This window comes from Thermonema rossianum DSM 10300 (genome assembly GCF_000426825.1).
In the GTDB taxonomy this organism is placed as follows: domain Bacteria; phylum Bacteroidota; class Bacteroidia; order Cytophagales; family Thermonemataceae; genus Thermonema; species Thermonema rossianum.
Genome location: NZ_AUGC01000006.1, coordinates 50,070 through 64,992 on the forward strand (window position 1 = coordinate 50,070; position 14,923 = coordinate 64,992).

A 14,923-nucleotide genomic window follows, 5' to 3' on the forward strand; every position below is an offset into this window, starting at 1 on the left:
TTGGAATATGGCAAAAAAATTGGAATATAAAGACTTATTGGCAGCCGGGGTGCATTTTGGTCACTTGAAACGCAAGTGGAACCCCAAAATGGCACCTTACATCTTCATGGAGAAGAACGGCATCCACTTGATTGATATCAACAAAACCTTGGCAGCCCTCGACGAGGCTTCCAAAGCGTTGAAAGGCATCGTGCGCAGCAACAAAAAAATCCTTTTTGTTGCTACTAAAAAGCAAGCACGCGAAATCGTGGAGCAAGTGGCAAAACGCACCGGCATGCCTTACGTAACCGAGCGTTGGTTGGGCGGCATGCTTACCAACTTCTCTACCATTCGCAAGTCTATCAAGAAGCTCAACAGCTTGGAAAAGCTCATGAAGAGCGAATCTTACGAAAACCTCACCAAGCGTGAGCGCTTGATGATGCAGCGTAAAAAAGAGAAGATGGAAAAAGTATTGGGCGGTATTTTGGAAATGAACCGTCTGCCCGGTGCGCTCTTCATCGTGGACATCCGCCGCGAACACATTGCTTTGGCAGAAGCCAAGCGTTTGGGTATTCCCGTATTCGCTATGGTGGACACCGACTCTGACCCCACCAGCGTGGACTACCCCATCCCTGCCAACGATGACGCCTACAAGTCTATTGACTTGATCGTGAACTATATTGGCGACATCATTGAAGAAGCGCAGCAAGAGCGCAAGCAAGAAAAAGAAGCGCAAAAGCTGCAAGCAGAAGAAAACAAAAAACGTGCGATGGATGAAGGTGCCGACGTAGAGAACGCACCCGAAAGCCATGACGAAGAAGAATAAGTCGGTTTTCTTCTTTTCACACCGCACACGTTCTTTTGCATATAAAAACATGGCTGCCCATCAATTTCACGTTGATGGGCTTGCCTTTTAAAATACAGTACCCGGTTTTTAACTATTTCATAAAAAACGCATAATACTATGGCAATCACAGCACAAGACGTAAACAAACTGCGCCAAATGACAGGCATGGGCATGATGGACTGCAAAAAAGCCCTGCAAGAAGCCGAAGGTGACTTCGACAAAGCCATTGAAATCCTTCGCAAAAAGGGTGAAAAAATATCCCTCAAGCGCGCCGATAACGAAACCAAAGAAGGGGTTGTGTTCATCTACAACACCGGTACCGAAGCAGCTGCTTTCGCTTTCAGCTGCGAAACCGAACCCGTAGCCAAAAACACCGAATTCCGCGGCTTGGGTGAGGCTATCCTCGAAGCAGTGAAAGCAAACAAACCTAAAACAAAAGAAGAAGTAGAAAACTTGACTTTGGCTTCAGGACAAACCGTAAAAGAAGCCATCACCGAGTTGATGGGTAAAATCGGCGAAAAGCTGACCATCAGCGACTATGTGTTCTACACCGGCGAGCAAATTGTTGAGTACTTGCACAGCAACGAAAAAGTAGGTGTATTGGTGGTGTTTGAAGGCGTGAATGGCGCCGATCTCAGCGAAACCGGCAAAGACATTGCCATGCAAATCGCTGCCATGAAGCCCATCGCCATCGACAAAGACGGTGTGGACCCGGCTATTGTAGAAAAAGAGTTGGAAGTAGCACGCGAGCAGGTACGTCAAGAAGGTAAGCCCGAAGAACTGGTTGACAAAATTGCTCAAGGCAAACTGAACAAGTTCTTCCAAGAGCATACTTTGTTGAATCAGAAATTCGTAAAAGACGACAAAAAAACGGTTGCTCAGGTATTGAAAGAAGCAGCCCCCAACGCCAAAGTAGTTGCCTTCAAGCGCTTGGCCATTGCTTAAGGCTGTTTTGGTTTAGGAAAACTATCCGGCGGTGCACCCCTCGTGCACCGCTTTTTTTAATTCTTTGCCCACCAAGACTTTCATCGCTGCGGGGCTTTGTTTCAGCCCCAATCTATTTGTAACTTTGCCCCCTGATTCATAGACCATCAAAACAGATATGAAAGGATATACACCCGCCGAGATAGAAAAAAAATGGCAACAGTACTGGGATGAGCAACAGGTTTACCGGGTCGATGAAATACCCGGTAAGCAGAAATTTTATGTGCTCGATATGTTCCCCTACCCTTCCGGTGCCGGCTTGCATGTAGGCCACCCGTTGGGCTATATCGCCAGCGATATAGTAGCCCGCTACAAGCGGCACCAAGGTTACAATGTGCTGCACCCCATGGGATTCGACTCCTTTGGCTTGCCTGCCGAGCAGTATGCCATACAAACCGGACAGCACCCGGCCATCACCACCGAAAAAAATATTGCCCGCTATAAAGAGCAGCTGCGTGCCATTGGCTTCTCCTATGACTGGAGCCGCGAAGTGCGCACTTCCGACCCCAAATATTATAAATGGACCCAATGGATATTCCTCCAGCTCTTCGGTTCATGGTACAATAAACAAACCGACAAAGCCGAGCCCATCGAAACACTCATTGCCCACTTTGAAAAACAGGGCACCCAAGGGCTGAATGCCCACTGCAGCGAAGACACCCCGCAGTTTAGCGCCGAAGAATGGAAGGCTTTCGACGAGCGCAAAAAGCAAGAGATATTGTTGGACTACCGCCTGGCCTACCTCGATGACATGACCGTAAACTGGTGTCCGGCTTTGGGCATGGTGCTTTCCAACGATGAAGTAAAAGACGGCGTGTCGGAACGTGGCGGGCATCCCGTAGTAAAGAAAAAAATGCGGCAGTGGGCACTGCGCATTACCGCCTACGCCGAACGCCTGCTGGAAGGGCTCGAACGCATCGACTGGTCGGAGGCCGTCAAAGAGATGCAACGCAACTGGATAGGCAAATCCTATGGCGCCGAAGTCAACTTCCCCATACAAGGGAAAGAAGACATGGCCATTAAAGTATTCACCACCCGCATCGATACTATTTTTGGTGTTACCTTCCTGGTATTGGCACCCGAGCACGAACTGGTAGAAAGCATCACCACCGAAGCGCAGCGTGCCGAGGTGATGGCCTATGTAGAAGAAGCCAAAAACCGCTCGGAACGCGACCGCATGAGCGACGTCAAGCATGTGTCCGGTGTCTTCACCGGCGCCTATGTGGTGCATCCGTTCACCGGTAAGCCCATCCCCGTATGGATAGGCGACTATGTGCTGGCAGGTTACGGCACGGGGGCAGTAATGGCCGTGCCTTCATCTGACGACCGCGATTTCCGCTTCGCCAAGCATTTTGGCCTGCCCATCATTCCGGTTATTGAAGGCACCGAAACGCTCGAAAATCCCACCGAAATCAAACATGGGCGTCTTATCAACTCGGATTTCCTAAACGGACTCGACTGGCAGGAAGCCATCGAAAAAGCCATAGAAGAAGTTGAAAAACGTGGCTTGGGGCGCCGCCGCGTGCAATACAAGCTGCGTGATGCCGTCTTTGCCCGTCAGCGCTACTGGGGCGAACCCATTCCCATTGAATATCGCGACGGCATCCCCTATGCGCTGGATGAAAAATACTTACCGTTGGAATTGCCACCCATTGACAAATACCTGCCCACCGAAGACGGCGACCCGCCTTTGGGACGCGCCGAAAACTGGGTAAGTCCCAACGGCTACCCCTTGGAACTGAACACCATGCCCGGCTGGGCAGGCTCTTCGTGGTACTTCCTGCGCTATTGCGACCCCCACAACGAAGAGCGCTTCGCTTCGCCCGAAGCCATCGACTATTGGAAAAATGTGGACCTGTATATAGGCGGCACCGAACACGCCGTGGGGCACTTGCTTTATGCCCGCTTCTGGACCAAGTTCCTCTATGACCGCGGATGGATTCCCTTCGATGAGCCCTTCCAAAAGCTCGTGAATCAGGGCATGATTCAGGGGCGCTCAAACTTCGTGTATCGCATTAAAAACACCAATACCTTTGTGTCTTACGGTCTCAAAGACCAATACGACACCGTACCCATGCATGTGGATATCAGCTTGGTGCACAACGATGTGCTGGATACCGAAGCCTTCCGGCGCTGGCGCCCGGACCTTGCCGATGCCGAGTTTATTCTGGAAGACGGCAAATATATCTGTGGCTACGAAGTAGAGAAAATGTCAAAATCGCGCTACAACGTAGTAAACCCCGACGACATCGTAGCCGAATATGGTGCCGACACCCTGCGCCTGTACGAAATGTTCTTAGGCCCCTTGGAACATTCGAAGCCTTGGAACACCCATGGTATCGATGGCGTCTATCGCTTCTTACGCAAAGTATGGCACCTTTTCTTCGATGAAGAAGGGCAATTGATAGTAACCGATGAAACCCCGACCAAAGAAGAGTTGAAAGTGCTTCATCAAACCATCAAGCGGGTCAGCGAAGACATTGAACGCCTTTCGCTCAACACACCGGTAAGTAGCTTCATGGTGCTTACCAATGAGTTGCAGCGGCTTGGCTGCCACAAACGTGCCATCTTAGAGCCTTTTGTGGTGTTGCTTTCGCCTTATGCTCCGCACCTTGCCGAAGAGCTATGGCACGCCTTGGGGCACAACACCTCAGTAGTAGATGCCCCCTACCCCGAATATAACGAAAGCTATTTGGTAGAAGACAGCTTTGAATATCCGGTATCCATCAATGGCAAGATGCGCACCAAAATCACTTTGCCCTTGGACATGCCCAAAGAAGAGATAGAACAAGTGGTGTTGCAAAACGAAATCGTACAGAAATGGGTCGATGGCAAAACCCCGAAAAAAATAATCATCGTTCCCAAGCGCATCATCAACATTGTGGTATAAATCAAATTCGAAGTGGCGCAGTTTTTGCGTCACTTCTTTTGTTCCTTATGGTCGTACTGCTTTGAAAACCAATCCTATGCCCTTCTTTCGTACCCCTGCTTTTTTGCGTCGCGCTTTCCCTTCTTGCTACTGGCAGGTGCCGTATAAACACACGCAACGCCCTACGCTTTATTTAACTTTCGATGACGGCCCCGTGCCCGAAGCAACCCCACAAGTCCTCCGCATCCTTGACCAATATAATATCCGGGCTTCCTTCTTTTGTGTGGGCGACAATGTGCGCAAGCATCCCTCCTTGTTCCGGGAAGTGCTACAAGCAGGCCATACCGTAGGCAATCATACCTTTCACCATGTAAAAGGATGGCATACGTCACTTACTGCTTACTTGAAAGAAGTGAGCCTGTGCCGTCAAATCATGGAAGAAACTGCCGGCACTGCCCTGCCGCGCCTGTTTCGTCCACCTTATGGGCGCATCAGTCCCAAGCAGCTGCGCGCACTGCGTCAGCATTATGCCGTGGTGATGTGGGATATTCTTACCCATGACTACGACCCACGCCTGCAAGCCGACGGGCTGCTGCCCCAACTGAAACCTCTGTTGCGCGATGGTAGCATTTTGGTCTTTCACGACAGCATCAAAGCATATCCACGGATGATACGCCTGCTGCCGGCCATCATAGAAGCAGGTCTGGAACGCGGCTTCTCTTTCGCCACCCTTGAAGAAGGTCTGGCACCGGCACTTACTGCATTGGCACTGCCTGCTGCCTATCGTTACGAACCCATGTAAAGCAGTCAAGGCATAGCACAGGCGCTTCCCTTACGAAGCGCCTTTTTTTTCTTAGTTTTGTCATTCAAAAATACGAAACCGCAAAAAACCATGAGTCAACCGCAGAAGCTATATTTTTTCAATACACTGACCAAGAAAAAAGAGTTGTTCGAGCCACTGAACCCTCCTTTCGTGGGCATGTATGTGTGCGGTCCTACGGTGTACAACGATGCCCACTTGGGCAATGCCCGCCCCGCGGTGGTTTTTGATGTGCTCTACCGTCTGCTTCAGCATATGGGCTACAAAGTGCGTTATGTGCGCAACATTACCGACGTGGGACACCTCACCGGCGACAGCGACCACGGCGAAGACAAGATAGCACAGCGTGCCAAGCTGGAACAGCTCGAGCCCATGGAAGTGGTTCAGCGCTATACGGTAAAGTATCACCGCGTGATGGACTGGCTCAATGTGTTGCGTCCAAGCATTGAACCCACGGCTACCGGCCACATACTGGAACAGATAGAAGCAGTACAGCGCATCATAGACAAAGGTTGGGCATACGAAGTGAACGGCTCGGTTTATTTCGATGTGCCCAAATATGCACAAAGCCACCCCTATGGCGAGCTTTCGGGACGTGACCCCGAAGAGCAAATGGCCAACAGCCGCGACAACCTCGAAGGGCAAGAAGAAAAGCGCCACCCTGCTGATTTTGCCCTTTGGAAAAAAGCCAACCCCGAGCATATTATGCGCTGGAACTCACCTTGGGGCGCCGGATTCCCCGGTTGGCACCTTGAATGTACTGTCATGAGCACCAAATACTTGGGCGAAACCTTCGATATCCACGGGGGCGGCATGGACCTGGTGTTCCCCCACCATGAGTGTGAAATAGCCCAAGCCAAAGCAGCCAACGACGGCAAGCCGCCGGTGCGCTACTGGTTGCACAACAACCTGATTACCATTGAAGGAAAGAAAATGAGCAAGTCGCTGGGCAACTTCATCACACTTGAAGAGTTGTTCAGCGGCAACAGCCCTCTTATTTCCCAGCCCTATACCCCCATGACCGTGCGCTTGTTCTTACTGCTGGCACATTACCGCAGTACCCTCGACTTCTCGGACCAAGCGCTGCAAGCCGCACGCAAGGTGTATATCAAGCTGCTGAATGCCATCCGTGACTTGAAAAAAATGCACTATCCCGAAACGACGGGCGAACACAACGAAAAACTCGAAAAAGAAATCACCCAAGGTTTGGACAAGGCGTGGGCTGCCCTTTATGATGATTTGAATACGGCACTCTGCCTTACCCATCTTCAAGCCTTGGTAAAAAAAGTGAATCAGTTCCGCACCAATCCACAAGCCATCGGGCAAGTAGCCCCCGAAATATTTGCCCGCTTGCAACAGGAAATGCCCCTGCTGTGGGAAGATATTTTGGGCATGAAAGAAGAGCGTCCCGAAGCTTTTGAGCCCTTGCTCGATATTATACTGAAGCACTACGCAGAAGCCAAAGCCCAAAAGCAATACGACAAAGTAGATGCCATCCGTGCCGATCTGAAGACCTTGGGCATTGCCGTGCGTGACAGCAAGCAAGGCATCGACTGGGCTTATGAAGAATAGAATAAAAACAAAAGCTGCCGGTGGGGCATGTCCATCCGCCGGCAGGCTGTTCAAGCAAAAAAATATAAATGTCTATTTGTCATGAAACGATATTTTTCCCTTTTCATTCTGCTTGGCTTATGCTGTGCTTTGTTCGCCGGCTGTGAGCAAAACAAGCAGCAAAGCCGCCAAGAGCAAAAGAAGCCATCCATCACCCTCAAACAAACCCCTTCTTTCAGTGCCGACTCCGCTTATGCCTACATCAAAGCACAAGTAGCGTTTGGGCCCCGTACGCCCGGCTCGGCCGCTCATGATGCCTGTGGGCGCTGGCTCTATGAAAAATTGCAAAATTTCGGGCTGCAAACACAAATGCAAGTATTCGAAGCAGAATCGTTTGACGGAAAGACCTACATAGGGCGTAATATCATTGCCAGCTATCGCCCCGACATACAACGCCGCATCTTGCTTATGGCACACTGGGATACCCGTGCTTTTGCAGACAAAGAGACGGCCGACTCTTTGTGGCGCAAGCCCATAGACGGCGCCAATGACGGGGGCAGTGGTGTGGCCGTATTGCTGGAAGTAGCCCGTCTGCTGGCAAGCCATCAACCGGCAGTAGGTGTTGATATTGTTCTTTTCGACATGGAAGATAACGGACTCCCCGAGTTCATAGATGAGTTCGAAGGCAACCCCTCTGTCTATTGGTGCCAAGGCTCGCAGTATTGGGCAAAAAACCCACATGTACCTAACTACAGTGCTTACTACGGAATTCTGCTGGATATGGTAGGTGCACAAAATGCGCGTTTTTACAAAGAACCATATTCCATGGAATATGCCCCTCAAATAGTGGAAAAAGTATGGCAGATAGCTCAAATGATGGGCTACGGGCATTATTTTGTCAATCAAAAAGCAAATATGAGCTTTGGCGGCATTTTGGACGACCATTTCTATGTGAACCGCGATGCCAAGATTCCAAGCATCGATATCATCGATTATCAAGACGGCTTTGGTGATTATCACCATACTTTAAAAGACAACCTGTCAATCATCGATAAAAACACATTGAAAGCGGTAGGCGATGTGGTGTTACAGGTGCTTTACCAAGAGATTGTACAAGAGAAAAATGCACAGCAATAAATTCCTCCTTTGTATTTTATTTTGCTTTTTGTGGGGCAGCTTCCCGGTGAACGCTCAAATACTGAATATAGAAAAAGAACGGCTGCTGCCCGACTCTGCCAATTACTGGATGCTGAACCTGGGCACTTCTTTGAGCCTTTACAACCGTTCGGCACTCGACGACACCCCCTTGCGCTACACTTCGGTGCGGGGCAACCTGGACGTGTTGCGCGCAGGGCAAAAACATCTTTATTTGCTTTTGAACCAATACAGCTATCTGAAAATCAACGATGCCGAGTTTTTTAACTTTGGCTATACACACTTGCGCAGCAACCTCTTCTGGCAGCGCACACTGTCGTATGAGCTGTTTGCACAGTGGCAGGTAGATAAACTGCGCGGCCTGCAGGAACGTTACCTGGGCGGTGCCGGCATTCGTTGGCGCTTGCTCGACACCCCCCACCATCACATATTTGTGGGCATGGGCTTCATGGCAGAGCGCGAGCGCTGGCAACTCAGCGATGCAAGCACACGCTACGAAGCCAATCCTTTTTTCTGGAAGTCATCCAACTATATTCACTGGCGTGGACAAATCTCGCCTACCGTCAAAACGGTCATGGCGGTCTATTACCAAACAGGCTATGACGAATCGGTAAGCAATTTCCGCCACCGGCTTAGTGGCGAGCTGCACCTCAATTTTCCTATTTCTCAAAAGCTGAAATTCAACACTTCATTTACTGCTTCTTACGAAAGCCTGCCACTGATTCCCATCACTCCTTTTATTTATCAGTTCAGCCAAGGGCTCACTTTGAGTTTGTAAACCGGTATGCCATATCGAAATTTCTTCATATCACGGCGTCTTTGACAGGCGCCGTTTTTTTGTAGGCTGCCGTGCGCCTTCAGCAGACGTGTTTCCGGTTCAAATTGTACTTCTTCCATCAAAAAGGACCGGCCCCCGGTATTTTTAGCCTCTGCAAAAAGTATTCATCCTTCTGCAAAATATACACTCCCATATTGCTTATTTTCAAGACTTTTGCATAAAGTAAAGAAGCCTAAAAAACACGAAGCATGAAAACAATACGTCGCATCCATACGGTAGCCGATTTTCACCGCCTGATGCAACTCGCCCCGCCGGAACACCCGCTGGTATCGGTGATAAAAACCGCCGACAGCCACGCCCATACCATAGAAGGCAAATTTCAGCTCAACCTATATATGATCAGCTGTAAGACTGCCTGCGAAGCCGGCATACGATATGGCCGGAATGCTTTCGACTTTGAATCCGGCTCCATCATATTTACTGCTCCGGGACAAGTATTCGAAATAACAGAAACTCCCCCGGCGGCTGATGCTTCCGGCTACGATGGCTGGACCCTTGTTTTCCACCCTGATTTGATACGCCACCACCCGCTCGCTCAACAAATATCCGGTTATTCTTTTTTCAGTTATGAGATTTACGAAGCACTTCATGTGTCTGAGAAAGAGAAAAACATACTTTTTGAGTTTGTAAAAAATATCAAAAACGAAATAGAGCAAAATATTGACAGGCATTCGCAAGAAATCATCATCTCTAACATAGAAAGCATTTTGAAATACAGCCGCCGGTTCTACGACAGACAATTTTACACGCGCGCACCACTTCACAAGGATATACTGGCACGTTTCGAAGCTTTTCTAAAAGAGTACTTTGCTTCTGAAAAGCTTGCCAATCAAGGCCTCCCCTCTATTCAACAATGTGGGGAAGCGCTGAATATGTCGGGGCATTATCTCAGCGACTTGCTGAAGGCAGAAACCGGCATGAGCGCCCGCGAGCATATTCATAACTACCTGATAGAACAAGCCAAGAACAAGCTGCTTGGCAGCAATGCCTCTATAAGCGAAATAGCCTACGAATTGGGATTTGAGTACCCGCAGCACTTCAGCAAGCTATTTAAATCAAAAACCGGTGTATCTCCTTCTGAATACCGCAGAGTAAATTAATTCAAAACAACCATAAGACAATGAGCACACAATATTTTGGCAAAAACGGCTGGACACCCGAACGTATCAAAAACTTGCATGGAAAGACCTATCTTATTACCGGTACCAACACCGGCGCCGGATTTGAAGCTGCCAGGATGCTCCTTTCAAAAGGCGCAGAAGTGGTTATGCTGAACCGAAGCGAAGAAAAAACACTTAAAGCAATAGATAGCCTAAAGGAAAGCATAGGCAGCCACATCAAGGTATCCTTTATTAAACTCGACCTGTCAAGCCTGTCATCTGTGCGCCGGGCGGCAGAAGAAGTCATACATAAAATACCGCATATAGATGCCTTGATTTGTAATGCCGCCGTTGCTCAGATAGCCACACGTACCCTCACCGCCGACGGTTTTGAAATGCAACTTGGCGTTAACTACTACGCTTACTTTTTACTTACTCAGCTGCTTTTCGATAAAATCGAGCAATCAAAGGGAAGAATTGTGTATGTATCAAGTGAAGGATACAAGATGGGATTGAAGCGAATCAAGTTTGAAGACATGAACTTCAACGAAGGTTATGCGCCCAATACAGCTTATGCACAAAGCAAGCTGGCACTCATGGTATTTGCCTATGAGCTTCAAAGACGCATAAAGAAAGCACAAAAACAGGTAAAGGTATATGTATGCCATCCCGGCGCAGCGAAAACTTCACTCATTCGTCCCAATGCGCCATGGCTCACTCGTGCCACCTGGTGGATACTGGCACATTCACCACTCGTGCAATCAGCCGAAAAAGGCGCCTACCCGGAAGTGATGTGTGCCACTGAAGAAAACTTAAAGCAAGAAGCCTTTTATGGTCCTACCGGCTTCATGCAGTGGTCCGGACCTGTGGGCGAATGCAAAGTAGAGCCTTTCGTCTTTGATGAAACTGCTGCTGCCAAATTATGGGCAATTTCAGAAGAAGCAACTCATTGCAAGTGGACTTTTTAAACTAAAAACAGTATGGAAATCATAAAAACCTCCATAGAGTGGGCAAGAAACGAAGTGTTTTCGTCGGCATTCTTCATCCTTTTCGGTGCTCTTTTCTTGTCTGCAAGTGCCGGATTCTGGCAGCTGGGCAAGACAGACCTGGCCAAAGCGTATGTTGTGCCCACCCTCATAGCCGGCACCCTGCTTTTGGTGATAGGCATAGGGCTGGTGTTCAGCAACCAGCGGCGGCTTGCTACTTTTGAAGAAGCCTACCGGCAAAATCCTGTTGCTTTCGTAGAGTCGGAAATTGTCCGCACCGAAAAGACCATCAAGGAATATCAAAATGTAGTGTTTACAGCCATTCCCATCATCATCATTGTGGCAGCCTTGTGCATTATTTTCATAAACGGCGCCACATGGCGTGCAAGCATGATTATCACCATTGCCATGATGTCCGTAATTCTAATAATAGACAGCAATGCCAAACAAAGGATGGAAGCATATCATCAAAAGCTCATAGAAGCCCGGGCATATTTTAAACAACACAACACACCTTAGCCGTTTTTTTATTAGTCAAGCATGTGTCGTCCGTTGTGCATCTTTGTTTTGTACAACGGGCTTTCTCTTTTCCTTCCATTTACCCCCGTTTAAAAATAAAAGCGGTAAGCAGCTTTTTATTATCTTCATCTGGTAGAAACCAAACCCATATAAACATGAAACAGCTGATTACCCTTTTACTCTTGTGCTGGGGGCTGGGCAGCGCCTTGGCTCAAACCACCCTGCTGCATTGTGGGCACCTGCTCGACGTCAAAAAAGGCAAGTGGCTCGAAGGCGTCACGGTGCGCATCGAAGGCAATACCATTCGCGGCATAGAAAAAGGCTATGTAGCCCCCAAGGCGGGCGAAAAGGTCATTGACCTGCGTAGCCGTTATGTGCTTCCCGGCTTGATGGACATGCACGTGCACCTCGAGTCGGAAACCAATCCGCACAATACGCTCGAGCGCTTCATACTGAACCCCGCCGATATCGCCTACCGTTCGGTAGGTTATGCCCGCAAAACGCTGATGGCAGGCTTCACCACCGTGCGCGACTTAGGTGGCACAGGCGTCAATATTTCACTACGCAATGCCATCAATGCAGGCCTGATAGACGGACCGCGCGTGTTTACCGCCGGCAAGTCCATTGCTACTACAGGCGGCCATGCCGACCCTACCAACGGTTACCGCAAAGACCTGATGGGCGATCCCGGTCCTTATGAAGGCGTGGCCAATGGTCCGGATGAGTGCCGCAAAGCCGTACGACAGCGCTATAAGAACGGCGCCGACCTCATAAAAATCACGGCTACCGGTGGTGTCTTAAGCCTTGCCAAAAGTGGCACAGCCCCGCAATTCACCGATGAAGAGCTGCGCGCCATTGTGGAAACTGCCCGCGATTACGGCATGAAAGTAGCCGTGCATGCCCATGGTGCCGAAGGTATGAAAAGAGCACTGCGCGCCGGCGTGCATTCTATTGAGCACGGCACCTATATGGACGACGAAGCCATTGAGCTCTTCAAGAAGACCGGCGCCTACTATGTGCCTACCATCTTGGCAGGACGCACCGTTGCCGACTCAGCCAAAGTGCCCGGCTACTATGCCCCCATAGTGGTGCCCAAAGCCTTGGCGGTAGGTCCGCAAATACAAAAGACTTTTGCCAAAGCCTATAAGTCCGGCGTAAAAATCGCTTTTGGCACTGATTCAGGCGTGTCGGTGCATGGGCTCAATGCCATAGAGTTTGAGTTGATGGTAGAAGCAGGCATGCCCCCTCTCGAAGCCATCCGTTCGGCTACACTGAATGCTGCCGACCTGTTGGGCGTCAATAACCTCGGCAGCATAGAAGCAGGCATGCTGGCCGATGTGATTGCTGTAGAAGACAACCCATTGGAAAACATTTCTACCTTGCGTAAGGTGGTTTTTGTGATGAAAGACGGCAAAGTGTATAAGCAAGAATAGTGAGAGCACAGGGGCATGTCCCCTGTTTTTATTACTTCTCCATGTCGATCTATACTCTTTTTTCACCACACCTCTGTGGCACTCTGCGCCCCCTGTGGTGAGTACCCCTTTTTCTTTACCACAGAGAACACAGAGAGACACGGAGTATAACCCATTCCTCTATGGTACTCTGTACCCCCTGCGGTGAGTACCCCTTTTTCTTTACCACAGAGAACACAGAGGGACACAGAGTATAACCTACTCCTCTGTGGTACTCTGCGACCTCTGTGGTGAGTATTCCTTTTTCTTTACCACAGAGAACACAGAGAGGCACGGAGCCACCTCACTCTCTTTCGTAAGAACTATTTTATAACGGCTTTATATTTCAATTTGGCACCCCACTCCTGCCGGATTCGCCCTTGATGATTTACCAAGCAAAAGCCTATATCCGGTTCTTTTCATGGCTTTTTCCGAAAAACAAAAACCCGGCAAGGACGAATACTTACCGGGCTTTGAAGGTGTCACACGGACTTGTGTTATTTGGGGCTATATAGCATCGGAAAGGCTGGTAAAGGTGAAGTCACGAATCTTCATAGGCGGCACCAGGCTGCCGTTGATGCGCTGAGGTTTGCCCAGCTCCTCCAGATTGTTGAGCATGATAACAGGGCTTTCGTTGAAACGGAAGTTCTTCACCGGGAACATGATTTTTCCGTTTTCTATGTAAAAAGTGCCGTCGCGTGTCAATCCCGTATAGAGCAAAGTTTGAGGATCGACCGTGCGGATATACCACAAGCGCGTTACCAAAATACCACGCTTGGTAGAGCGAATCATCTCTTCTATACTCTTGTCACCGCCCAGCATGATGCCGTTGGCAGGTGGCGGAATGGCTTTCACGCCTTTTTTGGCAGCCCAATAACGCGAATAAAACACGTTTTGCACTACACCGTTTTTCACCCAATATACTTTTTCCCGGGGGCGCCCGTCGCCTGCCCAAGGTGAAGCGGGCACTTCCGGATGCGCCGGGTCAGAATAGATGGTTACGCGCTCGTCGAAGAGCTTTTCCCCTACGCGTGTACCACCGCCCGGCTTACTCAAGAAACTGCGCCCCTCATCGGCACTGCGCGCATCCATGTTGGAAAGCATGTTTTGCAGCAGGTCCACGGCTGCCGCCGGCTCCAGAATCACGGTGTATTTGCCCGGCTCCAAAGCTTTCGGATTGCGCGAATCCAATGCCTTTTGAGCAGCAATGCGGGTGGCTGCCTCTATGTCGAACTTGGCTACATCGTTGAAGTCCTGTACCACATAGCCCGAGCCGGTGCCGTCGGTAGTGCGCACTGTCAGTGAAAAATCCACGCCTGTGGAACGGTTGTAGGCAAACAGGCCCTTCGAGTTCATGAGTGCCGAAAAGCCGGCATTATCTAAAAAGAAGCCGGCGGCAATCAGGTCTTTGTTTTTACAATAAGCAATGCTTTTGCCGGCCACGTCGGCGCGGTAGTCGGCAGTAATTTGTGCCGTGCGGTCCACAAAAGTGGGGGTTTCTATGTATTGCTGCGGCTCAAGTACCGGCATATGCTCGGGGTTCTCGGGTGCCAAACGGGCCAGCTCTTCGGCGCGACGCACCGCCTTGGCAATGGATTCGTCGTCGAACTCATTGAAGGTTACTGTGCCGGAGCGCTTGCCAAAGTAGGCAGTAAACGAAGCCCCCAGGTTTTCTACTTGCCCACTGGTGGTTACGGTATTGCGGGCATAGCGTATGTTGCCTTCCTGCCCACCGCTCAGGCTGGCTTCGCACTCATCGGCTTTCGAGTAGGATATGATTTTTTCAAGCAACTGCTTGGCTTCTTCTTTTGATAGAATTCTCAT

12 protein-coding genes are annotated in these 14,923 nt (G+C 49.7%); 11 read left to right on the forward strand and 1 reads right to left on the reverse strand.

Annotation, left to right across the window (positions count from 1 at the left end; translation table 11 throughout):
- Nucleotides 1-7 precede the first annotated feature (7 nt).
- From rpsB to K384_RS04885, 11 genes are all read left to right on the forward strand, one after another.
- Complete coding sequence (gene rpsB / locus K384_RS04835; protein WP_038030026.1) at nucleotides 8-805, forward strand: 30S ribosomal protein S2; 798 nt, start codon at nucleotides 8-10, stop codon at nucleotides 803-805.
- 138 nt (nucleotides 806-943) lie between these two features.
- Nucleotides 944-1,771 (forward strand): translation elongation factor Ts, encoded by an 828-nt coding sequence (gene tsf / locus K384_RS04840; RefSeq protein ID WP_038030028.1) that lies wholly within the window; start codon nucleotides 944-946, stop codon nucleotides 1,769-1,771.
- 157 nt (nucleotides 1,772-1,928) lie between these two features.
- Nucleotides 1,929-4,700: a leucine--tRNA ligase gene (gene leuS / locus K384_RS04845; protein WP_038030029.1), complete on the forward strand. Its 2,772-nt coding sequence runs from the start codon at nucleotides 1,929-1,931 to the stop codon at nucleotides 4,698-4,700.
- A gap of 76 nt (nucleotides 4,701-4,776) precedes the next feature.
- Complete coding sequence (locus K384_RS04850) at nucleotides 4,777-5,481, forward strand: polysaccharide deacetylase family protein (protein ID WP_051633128.1); 705 nt, start codon at nucleotides 4,777-4,779, stop codon at nucleotides 5,479-5,481.
- Nucleotides 5,482-5,571: 90 nt separating this feature from the next.
- Complete coding sequence (gene cysS / locus K384_RS04855) at nucleotides 5,572-7,071, forward strand: cysteine--tRNA ligase (protein WP_038030031.1); 1,500 nt, start codon at nucleotides 5,572-5,574, stop codon at nucleotides 7,069-7,071.
- Nucleotides 7,072-7,152: 81 nt separating this feature from the next.
- Nucleotides 7,153-8,187, forward strand: coding sequence for a M28 family peptidase (locus K384_RS04860; RefSeq protein WP_038030033.1), 1,035 nt, complete (start codon nucleotides 7,153-7,155; stop codon nucleotides 8,185-8,187).
- Nucleotides 8,174-8,983 (forward strand): DUF481 domain-containing protein, encoded by an 810-nt coding sequence (locus tag K384_RS04865; protein ID WP_038030035.1) that lies wholly within the window; start codon nucleotides 8,174-8,176, stop codon nucleotides 8,981-8,983. Before K384_RS04860 ends, K384_RS04865 begins: the two co-directional genes overlap by 14 nt.
- 248 nt (nucleotides 8,984-9,231) lie before the next feature.
- Nucleotides 9,232-10,143, forward strand: coding sequence for a helix-turn-helix domain-containing protein (locus tag K384_RS04870; protein WP_038030036.1), 912 nt, complete (start codon nucleotides 9,232-9,234; stop codon nucleotides 10,141-10,143).
- 20 nt (nucleotides 10,144-10,163) lie between these two features.
- A complete protein-coding gene (locus K384_RS04875; protein ID WP_038030037.1) occupies nucleotides 10,164-11,111 on the forward strand; it encodes an SDR family oxidoreductase in 948 nt (315 codons plus the stop codon).
- A gap of 12 nt (nucleotides 11,112-11,123) precedes the next feature.
- Nucleotides 11,124-11,648, forward strand: a complete 525-nt coding sequence (locus tag K384_RS04880; RefSeq protein ID WP_038030041.1) for a hypothetical protein — start codon at nucleotides 11,124-11,126, stop codon at nucleotides 11,646-11,648.
- A 155-nt stretch (nucleotides 11,649-11,803) separates the two neighbouring features.
- Entirely contained in the window at nucleotides 11,804-13,081 is a 1,278-nt protein-coding gene (locus tag K384_RS04885) for a metal-dependent hydrolase family protein (protein ID WP_038030042.1), read from the forward strand.
- Between the two features lie 525 nt (nucleotides 13,082-13,606).
- Here the strand turns inward: K384_RS04885 and K384_RS04890 are convergent.
- Nucleotides 13,607-14,923 carry a TldD/PmbA family protein gene (locus K384_RS04890; RefSeq protein WP_038030043.1) on the reverse strand — a complete coding sequence of 439 codons (1,317 nt, stop codon included), beginning with the start codon at nucleotides 14,921-14,923 and terminating at the stop codon, nucleotides 13,607-13,609.

Coding starts and splice junctions, on each gene's coding strand:
- rpsB (WP_038030026.1), top strand. CDS start 8: ATGGCAAAAAAATTGGAATATAAAGACTTATTGGCAGCCGGGGTGCAT.
- tsf (WP_038030028.1), top strand. CDS start 944: ATGGCAATCACAGCACAAGACGTAAACAAACTGCGCCAAATGACAGGC.
- leuS (WP_038030029.1), top strand. CDS start 1,929: ATGAAAGGATATACACCCGCCGAGATAGAAAAAAAATGGCAACAGTAC.
- K384_RS04850 (WP_051633128.1), top strand. CDS start 4,777: ATGCCCTTCTTTCGTACCCCTGCTTTTTTGCGTCGCGCTTTCCCTTCT.
- cysS (WP_038030031.1), top strand. CDS start 5,572: ATGAGTCAACCGCAGAAGCTATATTTTTTCAATACACTGACCAAGAAA.
- K384_RS04860 (WP_038030033.1), top strand. CDS start 7,153: ATGAAACGATATTTTTCCCTTTTCATTCTGCTTGGCTTATGCTGTGCT.
- K384_RS04865 (WP_038030035.1), top strand. CDS start 8,174: ATGCACAGCAATAAATTCCTCCTTTGTATTTTATTTTGCTTTTTGTGG.
- K384_RS04870 (WP_038030036.1), top strand. CDS start 9,232: ATGAAAACAATACGTCGCATCCATACGGTAGCCGATTTTCACCGCCTG.
- K384_RS04875 (WP_038030037.1), top strand. CDS start 10,164: ATGAGCACACAATATTTTGGCAAAAACGGCTGGACACCCGAACGTATC.
- K384_RS04880 (WP_038030041.1), top strand. CDS start 11,124: ATGGAAATCATAAAAACCTCCATAGAGTGGGCAAGAAACGAAGTGTTT.
- K384_RS04885 (WP_038030042.1), top strand. CDS start 11,804: ATGAAACAGCTGATTACCCTTTTACTCTTGTGCTGGGGGCTGGGCAGC.
- K384_RS04890 (WP_038030043.1), bottom strand. CDS start 14,923: ATGAGAATTCTATCAAAAGAAGAAGCCAAGCAGTTGCTTGAAAAAATC.